This window comes from Bradyrhizobium sp. MI1.7, assembly GCF_055811795.1.
Genome location: NZ_JBVVPO010000010.1, coordinates 150,960 through 160,445 on the forward strand (window position 1 = coordinate 150,960; position 9,486 = coordinate 160,445).

Sequence of the window (9,486 nt, forward strand, 5' to 3'; positions counted from 1 at the left end):
TTGGCATCGCCGGGATTTCAACGCAGAGCCTGTCATGCGCATCGCCGCCTTGCTCGTCGCTATCAGCGTTATCTTCAGCTCCGTCTCAGCACGCGCCGGCGACGTCTCGGCGGCGCAAGGCGTGATCAGCGCCCAGGAACAGGCTCTCGCGCGCGACGATGCTGCGGCGGCCTATTCCTACGCCGCACCGGCGATCAAAGAGATATTCCCCGCCCCTGATATCTTCATGTCCATGGTGCAAAACGGCTACGCGCCGGTCTACCGGCACAAGAGTTTTGAATTTGGCGAGAGCAGGAGCGAAGGCAACTGGATCTCCCAGCACGTCCACATCATCGATGCCAATGGCGAAGCCTGGGAGGCGCTGTACACGCTCGAGCAGCAGGCGGACGGCAGCTACAAGATCACCGGTTGCTCGCTGCTGAAGGTGGGACGAGAAGTCTAGGTCGCAAAACCCGGTCCCGTCTTGACCGCGTTCATTCGCGACCGGATCAGCAGCGTCAAGACGATACCGACATTGAGGGCATTCCACGCCACGCCGTTCGCGAACGCCGCAGCGTAGGAGCCCGTCGCGTCGAAGATGACGCCCGACACCCAGCCACCGAAGGACATGCCGAACACCGAGGCGAAGATCACGATGCCGACGCGGGTTGCCGCCTCGCTCGCCGGCATCGCCTCGCGCACGATGATGGCGTAGCTCGGCACGATGCCGCCCTGAAACAGGCCGAACATCGCGGAGATCAGATAGAGCGAAGTCAGGCTGTCGAAGAACAGATAGAACACCAGTGCAAAGCCCTGCGCCAGCGATCCGACCAGCAGCGTGCGGATGCCGCCGATCTTGTCGGCAAGGTAGCCCGAGCCGATGCGGCTGACGATGCCGCAGGCCATCATCAGCGACAGCATCTCGGCGCCACGCGCCACGCCGTAACCGAGATCGCCGCAATAGGCGACGATGTGCACCTGCGGCATCGCCATGGCGACGCAGCAGGAGATGCTGGCGATCGAAAGCAGCACGGTCAGCGTATTGGTCGAAAGCTTGAGATCGACTTGCGGCGGCCGCGCATTGGCGTGATTGCGGACCTTGTCGTCGCCGATCTGTGCGCGCAGGACCAGCACCAGGATCGTCATCAGGACCACGCAAACGAGGGCGATGCCGATATGCGTGGTGCGCCAGCCGATCGTCTGCATGCCCTCGCTGATGAGCGGCGGCCACATCGTGCCCGCGACGTAATTGCCGCTCGCGACGATGGTCACGGCAAGTCCGCGATAGCGTTCGAACCAGTGCGAGGCCTCCGCCATCAGCGGCGCGAAGGTCGCCGAGGTGCCGAGCCCGATCAGGAAATAGGCCGCGACGAACTGCCAGAGCTGGGTCGAGAGCCCCGCCAGCACGTTGGCAACGCCGATGAAAGCGATGCTGATCGCCATCGCCGGCACGATGCCGAACTTGTCGGTGATCTTGCCGGCGATCACGCCGCCAAGGCCGAAACCGAACATCATCAGTGTGAAGGCCAGCGACACAGCTGCTCGCGTGGCGGCGAACTCGGTCTGCACGACGGGAATCACCACGACGACCGCCCACATGCCGACGCCACCGATCGAACCGATCAGCAGCGCAAGCAACAGCCGCACCCAAGCCTGACGCGAATCAGGGGTGAATGAGGCCGGTCTCTGTTCTGGAAGATTTGGCGCGTGCACGGGCCGGACCATGTTCGCTGATCGCCGCGCGGTCAAGCATCGTGCCGCGATATTGGGCATGCGCGGTGCACTGCGGTAAGAAGATGCTTGGCGAAGCCGCGCTTTGCCATTAGTTTGCAATCTGCGTGTGCAAGATTGCCGCGCGAGGAGCCTGTCGGCGGAATGCTGTTGCGATTAACGCGATCGATGCGGATCAGGGTGGGGCGGATCATCGCCCTCGCCTATTTGTTCTGCGTGCTCGCTCCGGCAGCAGCCCTCGCCTGGGGCAGCGGCCCGGCGCCGTGCCTCGACGACGCGCTCCTCGCCGATCTCGTGCCGGTGCATCACCAGATGCAGGCCGGCGACGTGCATGACGGTGTGCCGCATGACCACGCAGGCATGCACGCGCATCACCAGACTGCCGCACAGGATGCGCCCGCCCAACATCACCATGACGGCAAGGCTGGCCCGTGCTGCGCGATGATGTGCGTGAGCGCGCTGCCGGCCGACCTGCCCGGCGTCGCCAAGCCGCTGCAGCCGATTTCCGCCTGCGCGCCCGAGATCGTGGTCAGCCTGCACAGCGCGGCGCCGCCTCAGCACTACCGCCCTCCCATCGCCTGATCTGACGCGACGACGTCAGGGCCGCACGTGCATCCGCGCGCGCGAACCTGTGGTCTCTACGACAGATCAAGGATGACTCATGCTTACGCTTTCCGGGGCGAAGTTCGCCGCCGCATCCGCGGCGCGTGGACGACACTTTCCATTGAAATGGCCGCTGCTGGCCGTGCTTGCACTCGCGCTGTCGGGCTGCATGCCAGCAACGACGCAAATTGCCGGCGCCGATCCTGCCGATCCTGCGGCAAAGGTCGCACGCGTCGGCTATCGCTCGACGATTGCGCCCTACACCAGCCTGCGGCCCGCGACGCCGGGGCCATGGCGCGACCGCAACGACGCTGTCGCACCGCAGCCGAAGCAAGACCGGTAGGGGCGCGCCATGACGCATCATTTTGCGCGGGGCCTGCTCGTGCTCACTGCGCTGGGACTCTCCGGCTGCATGGCATTCTCGCCGGACGGAGGCATGACGACGGTCTCGGACCTCACCAGCCAGACCATCAACAAGGACGTCGCCTTCGTGCGAACGGCCGAAGGCGCGGAGGCCGTCAACGCGGCCGTCCGCCGCTTGCTGGCACGCACGCTGACCACCGAGACGGCCGTGCAGATCGCGCTGCTCAACAACAAGGGACTGCAAGCGACCTATAACGAGCTGGCGCTGGCCGAGACCGAGTTGGTCGAGCAGAGCCTGCCGCCCAATCCTGTGTTTTCGATCTCGCGCATCGCAGGCAATGGCGCGAGCGAGATAGAGCGTCAGGTAGTTGGCGACATCCTCGCGCTGGCCACCCTGCCGTTCCGCTCCGACATCGCCCGCGACCGTTTCCGTCAGGCGCAATTGCGCGCGGCGTTGGCGACGCTGCGGCTGGCCGCAGATGTCCGGCGCGCCTATGTCCGTGCGGTCGCCGGCAACGAAATGGTGGCGCTGCTCACCGACGCGAAGGCGACGGCGGAATCGACGGCGCAGCTCGCGGTCAAACTCGGCGAGACCGGCTCGATCAACAAGCTCGACCAGGCCCGCGAGCAGGTGTTTTATGCCGAGACCACGGCCGACCTCGCAACCGCGCGGCAGGCGGCAACGAGCGTCCGCGAAAGGCTCGCGCGCCTGATGGGGCTGTGGGACGGCGGCCTCGACTTCCGTCTGCCCGATCAACTGCCGCCGCTGCCGCGCCGGCCGCAGGCACTGCCCTCGATCGAGGCCGATGCGGTGGCCCATCGCATCGATCTTCAGACCGCGCGGCTGGAGCTAACGGCGCTGGCAAAGTCACTCAACCTCACCGAGGCGACGCGCTTCGTCACGCTGCTCGACCTCGCCGGCATCTCCCGCCGCACCCAGGATCCCGAGGGCCCGCCGTTCCGCGAACGCGGTTTTGACGTGCAGTTCCAGATCCCGATCTTCGACGGCGGCGAGGTGCGGGTGCGGCAAGCGGCGGAGACCTACAATCTCGCCTTCAACCGCCTGACCGAGCGCGCCGTCAACGTCCGCTCCGAGGCGCGCGATGCTTATCGCGTCTATCGCTCGACCTACGACATCGCCAGCCACTATCAGCGCGAAATCCTCCCCTTGCGAAAAATCATCACGGAGGAGATGCAGCTGCGCTTCTCCAGCATGCAGGTCGATATTTTCGCGCTGCTCACCGAAGCGCGGCAGCGCCTGGCGTCGCTGCGCGGCGCGATCGATGCCAAGCAAAAATTCTTCCTCGCCCAGTCCGACCTCCAGACCGCCGTCAACGGCGGCGGCGCGCCTGCGTCGGGCGGCGACACTTCAACCACCATCGCCGCGGCAGCGCCTGCCGATGGCGGTCACTGAGATGGAGGCCAACATGTATTCCCGCCGAGGATTTTTGGGCACCGCCGCGCTTGCCAGCGCGTCAGCCGTCAGCGGCCGTGTGCAGGCCGCGTCCATTCCGGAAGCGCCTCACATGGACAAGGTGGTGATGCAGCCGCCGCTGCATCCGATCAGCGGCCCGGACTATCGCCCCGTGGTCACGCTGAACGGCTGGTCGCTGCCGTTCCGCATGAACGGCGACTGGAAGGAATTCCACCTCGTCGCCGAACCCGTGGTGCGCGAGTTCGCCGAAGGCATGAAAGTGAATTTGTGGGGCTATAACGGCCAGTCGCCGGGTCCGACCATCGAGACGGTCGAAGGCGACAAGGTCCGCGTCTTCGTCACCAACAGACTGCCCGAATACACCACCGTGCACTGGCACGGCATGATCATTCCCAGCGGCATGGACGGTGTCGGCGGACTGACGCAGCCGCACATCCAGCCGGGAAAAACCTTCGTCTACGAGTTCGAGATGAAGAAGAGCGGGACCTTCATGTACCACCCGCATTCCGACGAGATGGTGCAGATGGCGATGGGCATGATGGGCATGGTCGTCGTGCATCCGCGCGATCAAAGCTTCCGGCCGGTCGACCGCGACTTCGTCTTCGTGATGAGCACCTATCGCGTCGATCCCGGCACATACCTGCCGCAGGTCAACGAGATGACCGACTTCAACATGTGGACCTGGAATTCGCGGGTGTTTCCCGGCATCGATCCCTTGCCGGTCAGGCTCGGCGACAAGGTGCGCGTGCGCATCGGCAATCTCAGCATGACCAACCATCCGATCCACCTGCACGGCCACAGCTTTGCGGTGACCTGCACCGATGGCGGCTGGATTCCGGAGAGCGCGCAATATCCGGAGACGACCACCGATGTACCCGTGGGCGCGGTACGGGTGTTCGACGTGCTCGCCGACAATCCCGGCGACTGGGCGTTCCACTGCCACAAGTCACATCACACCATGAACGCAATGGGGCACGAGGTGCGTAACCTGATCGGCGTGTCGCGCAAGGATCTCGCCAGGGCGGTCGGCAAGCTCGCGCCCGATGCCATGGCGATGGGCTCGACCGGCATGGCCATGGGCAACATGGAGATGCCCGCGCCCGACAACACGCTGCCGATGATGACCGGCACCGGTCAGTTCGGGCCGATCGAGATGGGCGGCATGTTCACCGTGATGAAGATCCGCGAGGACCTCGCGCGCGACGATTATCGCGATCCCGGCCCCTACAAATTCCCGCAAGGCACCGTCGCCTACGAGGTCACGCCGCCGGCCGCAGAGCCGGCGCGGCAGCAAGGCGCGCCGATGAAGAACATGAAGATGTGAGCGTTTCGATGAACCACCAACTGGAGAACAAGATGAAGAAGACGATCAAACTCGGACTTGCGCTGGCTGCACTTTCGATCGCACCGGCGTTTGCCCACGACCAGCACGGGCACGGGACCTTTTCGGCCGGCGAGCCCGGCGATCCCAGGAAGCCCGCGCGCACGATCGAGGTCCTGCTGAACGAGATGGACTACGCGCCCGCCAGGATCGAGGTCAAACGCGGCGAGCAGATTCGTTTCGTGCTGCGCAACGTCGGCAAGGAGGACCATGAATTCCTGCTCGCCACGACGAAGGAGAATCTCGCGCATGCCGTGGAGATGAAGAAGCATCCGCACATGGAGCACGACGATCCCAACGGTGTCCGGCTCGCACCGAACAAGACGGCCGAGATCCTCTGGAAGTTCAGCAAGGCCGGCACGTTCGAATTCTCCTGCCTGATTCCCGACCACCGCGACTACGGCATGGTCGGCCACGTCACCGTGAAGTAACAAGGAAGACTCCCATGAACCGCACCATCCGTATCGCCGCAGCGCTGGCGCTGACCGTCGGCCTTGCCGCCGAAGCCTTCGCGGCCCAGGGCGCCGCGATCAGCGGCGAGGTCAAGAAGATCGACGAGGGCGCCGGCAAGATCACGCTCAAGCACGGACCGGCGAAAAGCCTCGGCATGGATGAGCCCATGACCATGGTCTATCGCGTCAAGGACCCCGCTTTGCTCAAGCAGGTGAAGGTCGGCGACAAGGTGACCTTCGAGGCCGAGGAGGCGGCTTCGGGGTATACCGTGACGACGATGCAGAAGGCGAAGTAGGGCTACGTCCTCCGCAGCTGATTTCGGCGCCAAACGCTTCCACAGCGTCATGGCCGGGCTCGTCCCGGCCATCCACGGCTTCGGCCGCGCAGGCGGGACAAGCCCGGGCATGACGACTTCGTCCCTGCCAGGTGCCCGAAACACCCCGGTCTGACCTCCTGCCGCACCCTGCGTTAACCCTTTGCTAACCATACACCCGGCAAGAATTGCCGGGTGAAGTCGAGTGTCGTCAGCCGCGTAGAACGGGAGGTCCCCCGTGGACGCCAGTGCGGTGCCTCACTTTCGAAACGGCGGCCCTTCGGCCGCCGCGCAGACATTTGGGGCGCGCGGACGGCAGTCGCGCGGGGGAGCAGCTACCATGGTCGACGTCACCGCGGGACAGGGCGTAGGCAGCACGAACGCCGGCTTCCCGACCCTCACCGAGATCGGCAACATCCTCAAGCGCGGCGATATCGCGCTGGCACTCGGCGTCCTCACCATCCTGGTGGTGCTGATCCTGCCGCTGCCCGCGATCGTGCTCGACCTGTTCCTAGCGATCTCGATCACGCTCTCGATCCTGATCCTGATGACGTCGCTGTTCATCCAGGCGCCGCTGGAATTCTCCGCCTTCCCGACCGTCCTCCTGATCTCGACCATGCTGCGCCTGTCGCTGAACATGGCCTCGACCCGCCTGATCCTGTCGCACGGGCACGAGGGCACGGATGCCGCCGGTCACGTCATCGAAGCCTTCGGCAGCTTCGTGATGGGCGGCAATTTCGTCATCGGTATCATCGTCTTCGCCATCCTGATCATCGTCAACTTCGTCGTCATCACCAAGGGTTCGGGCCGTATCGCCGAAGTCGCCGCCCGCTTCCACCTCGACGCCATGCCCGGCAAGCAGATGGCGATCGACGCCGATCTCTCCGCCGGCCTGATCGACGAGAAGGTCGCCAAGCAGCGGCGCAAGGACCTCGAGGACGAGAGCGGCTTCTTCGGCGCCATGGACGGTGCCTCCAAATTCGTCCGCGGCGATGCCATCGCGGGCCTTTTGATCGTCTTCATCAACATCGTCGGCGGCATGATCATCGGTGTCGCGCAGCAGGGCCTCTCCTTCGCCGATGCCGGGCGCAGCTACACGCTGCTGACCGTTGGTGACGGCCTCGTCACCCAGGTGCCGGCGCTGATCGTTTCGACCGCGGCCGGCCTGCTCGTCTCCAAGGCCGGCGTGTCCGGCGCCGCCGACAAGGCGCTGATGAAACAGTTCTCCGGCTATCCGCAGGCGCTGGCGATGTCCGCGGCGGTCATGCTGGTGCTGGCGGCGCTGCCGGGTATCCCGACCATCCCCTTCCTGGCGCTCGGCGGCGGCGCCGGTGCGCTCGCCTGGCACGCCCGCAACCGCAACCGGGCGACTGCCAGGGCTGACGAAGTTGCAAAGACCGCATCCGCTCCGGGAACGCCGGGTTCACCTGGCGCCGCTGCGGCCGAAGAGCCGATCTCCGCCGCGCTCAAGATCGACGATCTCAAGATCGAGCTCGGCTATGCGCTACTGCCGCTCGTCAACGGGCCTGATGGCACCGACCGCCTCACTGAGCAGATCAAGGCGCTGCGCCGTTCGCTCGCCATCGAGATGGGCTTTGTGATGCCCGCGGTGCGTATCCTCGACAACGTCCAGCTCGAAGCCAACACCTACATCATCAAGATCAAGGAGGTCGACGCCGGCACCGGCAAGATCTGGCCGAACCAGTTCATGGTCATGGACCCCGGCGGCAGCCAGGTGCAGGTGCCCGGCATCCACACCACCGAGCCGACCTTCGGCCTGCCCGCAACCTGGGTCGATGCCAGCCTCAAGGAAGAAGCCTCGCTCAAGGGCTACACCGTCGTCGACGCCGCGACCGTGCTCTCGACCCACCTCACCGAGCTGCTCAAGGCCAACATGTCGGACCTGCTCTCCTATGGCGAGGTGCAGAAGCTGCTCAAGGAGCTGCCGAAGGAGCAGGGCGAACTGGTCAAGGACATCGTGCCGGGCCAGGTCACGGTCTCCGGCATCCAGCGCGTGCTGCAGCTGCTGCTCGCCGAGCGCATCTCGATCCGCGACCTCTCGACCATCCTGGAAGGCATCGCCGACTCGCTCGCCTTCTCGCGCAATCCCGCGACCATGGTCGAGCATGTCCGCGCCCGCCTCGCGCGGCAGATCTGCGCGCAGAACACCTCCTACAGCGGCTATCTGCCGCTGATCGCGCTGTCGGCGCGGTGGGAACAGGCCTTCGCCGAATCCATCATCGGCCAGGGCGAGGAACGCAGCCTCGCGATGCAGCCCTCGAAGCTGTCGGAATTCATGACCGGCGTGCGCGAGGCCTTCGAGCGCGCCGCGCGCGAAGGCGAGGCGCCGGTGCTGGTCACGTCTGCGGCAATTCGTCCCTTCGTACGCTCCCTCGTCGAGCGGTTCCGGGCCCAGACGACGGTGCTGTCGCAGGCTGAAATCCACCCCAGGGCGAGATTGAAAACGGTCGGAAGCATCTGATTTGCCTTAAGAAGCCGTATGTTTTTGGGCCACAGGCAAATGGTTTTTGAGTTCCTGGCGCCTTGTCGACCAAATGCAAACAAGGCGCCTCGCAAGCACATTACACCTTTGAAATAATTATATAATCGCACGATTGAGGGGTCGCTTTCGATCGCGATCTTTCACGTCCTGTCACGCTCTTGTGATCGCCCCTTGGGAACGAATCCCCCCAATACTAGGTTGTTGGGGACCGGAAGCATGAACCTCCCCCAACAGGGTAGCGACTACTTCGGGTAGATGGCGGCAGGAGCCTTCCATGAACCACTCGATTTACAGCGCCGATCGCTCGACCCACTTGAAAATCGTGGTCGTAGCCCTCGTCGCCGGCATCGCGGTGGCAGGCTTCGGCATCACGGCGGCGCGCACGGGTTCGGACGAAGGTCTGACCCAGACCGCCCGCGTCATCAAGGCCGGCAAGCCGGTTGTTATCACCAGCTCGAACGCATCCCTCGTTCGATAAGGAGATTTGACGAGTTTTGTGAATTCACGCGGCTCTTTACCAGCCCCCCAAAGTCGCCACGTGGATATGTAGACGACCCCAACCCCAAGTCGACTACGGAAAGCGCCCGCCCCCCACGGGCGCTTTCTCATGTCTGGGGGTACCTCGTCATTTGGGGGCGGTGGGGGGGAAGCCCCCCGGGGCCGCGCGGAAGGTGTGGGGTTGGGTGGGGGCCGCGCGCGAGCCGGGGGAAATGGGCCGCCCCGCG

General features: G+C 64.8%; 10 protein-coding genes. 9 read left to right on the plus strand and 1 reads right to left on the minus strand.

The window, feature by feature from the left end; all coding sequences use genetic code 11:
- Nucleotides 1-34 precede the first annotated feature (34 nt).
- Nucleotides 35-442, plus strand: a complete 408-nt coding sequence (locus AC0L3X_RS12910; protein ID WP_063985388.1) for a DUF4864 domain-containing protein — start codon at nt 35-37, stop codon at nt 440-442.
- Here the strand turns inward: AC0L3X_RS12910 and AC0L3X_RS12915 are convergent.
- On the minus strand, nt 439-1,704 hold the full coding sequence (locus tag AC0L3X_RS12915) for an MFS transporter (protein WP_063985389.1): 1,266 nt from the start codon (nt 1,702-1,704) through the stop codon (nt 439-441). The genes AC0L3X_RS12910 and AC0L3X_RS12915 overlap by 4 nt on opposite strands.
- A 150-nt stretch (nt 1,705-1,854) precedes the next feature.
- On the opposite strand from AC0L3X_RS12915, the gene AC0L3X_RS12920 reads away from it, so the two are divergent.
- The 8 genes from AC0L3X_RS12920 (at nt 1,855) to AC0L3X_RS12955 (ending at nt 9,239) form a co-directional block, all read left to right on the plus strand.
- Nucleotides 1,855-2,292 carry a hypothetical protein gene (locus tag AC0L3X_RS12920; RefSeq protein WP_063985390.1) on the plus strand — a complete coding sequence of 146 codons (438 nt, stop codon included), beginning with the start codon at nt 1,855-1,857 and terminating at the stop codon, nt 2,290-2,292.
- Nucleotides 2,293-2,371: 79 nt separating this feature from the next.
- Nucleotides 2,372-2,656 (plus strand): hypothetical protein, encoded by a 285-nt coding sequence (locus tag AC0L3X_RS12925; RefSeq protein ID WP_063985391.1) that lies wholly within the window; start codon nt 2,372-2,374, stop codon nt 2,654-2,656.
- A 9-nt stretch (nt 2,657-2,665) separates the two neighbouring features.
- Nucleotides 2,666-4,090 (plus strand): TolC family protein, encoded by a 1,425-nt coding sequence (locus AC0L3X_RS12930; protein WP_063985392.1) that lies wholly within the window; start codon nt 2,666-2,668, stop codon nt 4,088-4,090.
- 13 nt (nt 4,091-4,103) lie between these two features.
- On the plus strand, nt 4,104-5,435 hold the full coding sequence (locus AC0L3X_RS12935) for a copper oxidase (protein ID WP_283018465.1): 1,332 nt from the start codon (nt 4,104-4,106) through the stop codon (nt 5,433-5,435).
- Between the two features lie 32 nt (nt 5,436-5,467).
- A complete protein-coding gene (locus AC0L3X_RS12940) occupies nt 5,468-5,923 on the plus strand; it encodes a cupredoxin domain-containing protein (RefSeq protein WP_063986677.1) in 456 nt (151 codons plus the stop codon).
- Between the two features lie 14 nt (nt 5,924-5,937).
- Nucleotides 5,938-6,240 carry a copper-binding protein gene (locus AC0L3X_RS12945; protein WP_028158911.1) on the plus strand — a complete coding sequence of 101 codons (303 nt, stop codon included), beginning with the start codon at nt 5,938-5,940 and terminating at the stop codon, nt 6,238-6,240.
- 358 nt (nt 6,241-6,598) lie between these two features.
- Entirely contained in the window at nt 6,599-8,740 is a 2,142-nt protein-coding gene (gene flhA / locus AC0L3X_RS12950; RefSeq protein ID WP_063985393.1) for a flagellar biosynthesis protein FlhA, read from the plus strand.
- Nucleotides 8,741-9,035: 295 nt separating this feature from the next.
- Nucleotides 9,036-9,239 (plus strand): hypothetical protein, encoded by a 204-nt coding sequence (locus tag AC0L3X_RS12955; RefSeq protein ID WP_014497685.1) that lies wholly within the window; start codon nt 9,036-9,038, stop codon nt 9,237-9,239.
- Nucleotides 9,240-9,486: the final 247 nt, after the last annotated feature.

Bases quoted from the DNA above. Each gene is read 5' to 3' on its own strand.
- AC0L3X_RS12910 (WP_063985388.1), top strand. From the start codon at position 35: ATGCGCATCGCCGCCTTGCTCGTCGCTATCAGCGTTATCTTCAGCTCC.
- AC0L3X_RS12915 (WP_063985389.1), bottom strand. From the start codon at position 1,704: ATGGTCCGGCCCGTGCACGCGCCAAATCTTCCAGAACAGAGACCGGCC.
- AC0L3X_RS12920 (WP_063985390.1), top strand. From the start codon at position 1,855: ATGCTGTTGCGATTAACGCGATCGATGCGGATCAGGGTGGGGCGGATC.
- AC0L3X_RS12925 (WP_063985391.1), top strand. From the start codon at position 2,372: ATGCTTACGCTTTCCGGGGCGAAGTTCGCCGCCGCATCCGCGGCGCGT.
- AC0L3X_RS12930 (WP_063985392.1), top strand. From the start codon at position 2,666: ATGACGCATCATTTTGCGCGGGGCCTGCTCGTGCTCACTGCGCTGGGA.
- AC0L3X_RS12935 (WP_283018465.1), top strand. From the start codon at position 4,104: ATGTATTCCCGCCGAGGATTTTTGGGCACCGCCGCGCTTGCCAGCGCG.
- AC0L3X_RS12940 (WP_063986677.1), top strand. From the start codon at position 5,468: ATGAAGAAGACGATCAAACTCGGACTTGCGCTGGCTGCACTTTCGATC.
- AC0L3X_RS12945 (WP_028158911.1), top strand. From the start codon at position 5,938: ATGAACCGCACCATCCGTATCGCCGCAGCGCTGGCGCTGACCGTCGGC.
- flhA (WP_063985393.1), top strand. From the start codon at position 6,599: ATGGTCGACGTCACCGCGGGACAGGGCGTAGGCAGCACGAACGCCGGC.
- AC0L3X_RS12955 (WP_014497685.1), top strand. From the start codon at position 9,036: ATGAACCACTCGATTTACAGCGCCGATCGCTCGACCCACTTGAAAATC.